Raw genomic sequence first — 521 nt, 5'->3', positions numbered from 1 at the left:
AACCTGATTAGCAAGGCGATTGGGTTTGATGCGCTAGAGATGGAGTTCAACACCGGCAACCTTGGCAGTGGGCTGACTCGTTATCTCACCTTGAGTTTCGGCACCGGTGGCGTATGTGACGATGCAGGGAAAGTGCCGGGTACCGATTTTTGGCACCAGGGGATGGCCAACAGTGTCACGTTACATTTGCAAGATCCCGGTGCGAACGCGAACGGCTCGTTTGTCCGGGATTACGCCAATGGCGGGAGGATTGAGCGCGGTTATTATCAGTTGCCATCCGGCGCAGATCTCACAAAACAGAATAGTGTGCTGGTTGTTTTCAAGCAGGGCGAATATCAGGTTTTGCTAAATGGCACCCTAATACTAACCACTTCAATGATATCCACTCAGCCGCCAACCAAGGTCATGATCCACCAGGGATGGTATGCCCCAGGGGTATGGGGCGCCGATACCACCATCAGCCGGGTGATCCTATATCGGGGATATGACCATTTTTCTGACATGACCATGAAGGTTCATCC

General features: G+C 52.4%; 1 protein-coding gene. It reads left to right on the top strand.

Going from position 1 to position 521, the window contains the following annotated elements:
• Window positions 1–521, top strand: a 521-nt coding sequence (locus tag G5287_RS20780; protein WP_421231807.1) for a hypothetical protein, incomplete at both ends; no start/stop codon positions are given.

The sequence above is a fragment of the Aeromonas sp. 603079 genome, from assembly GCF_049172135.1.
GTDB lineage: Bacteria > Pseudomonadota > Gammaproteobacteria > Enterobacterales > Aeromonadaceae > Aeromonas > Aeromonas veronii.
The sequence above is the reverse complement of the archived record's forward strand: the minus strand, read 5'-3'. Positions and strand labels throughout refer to the sequence as shown.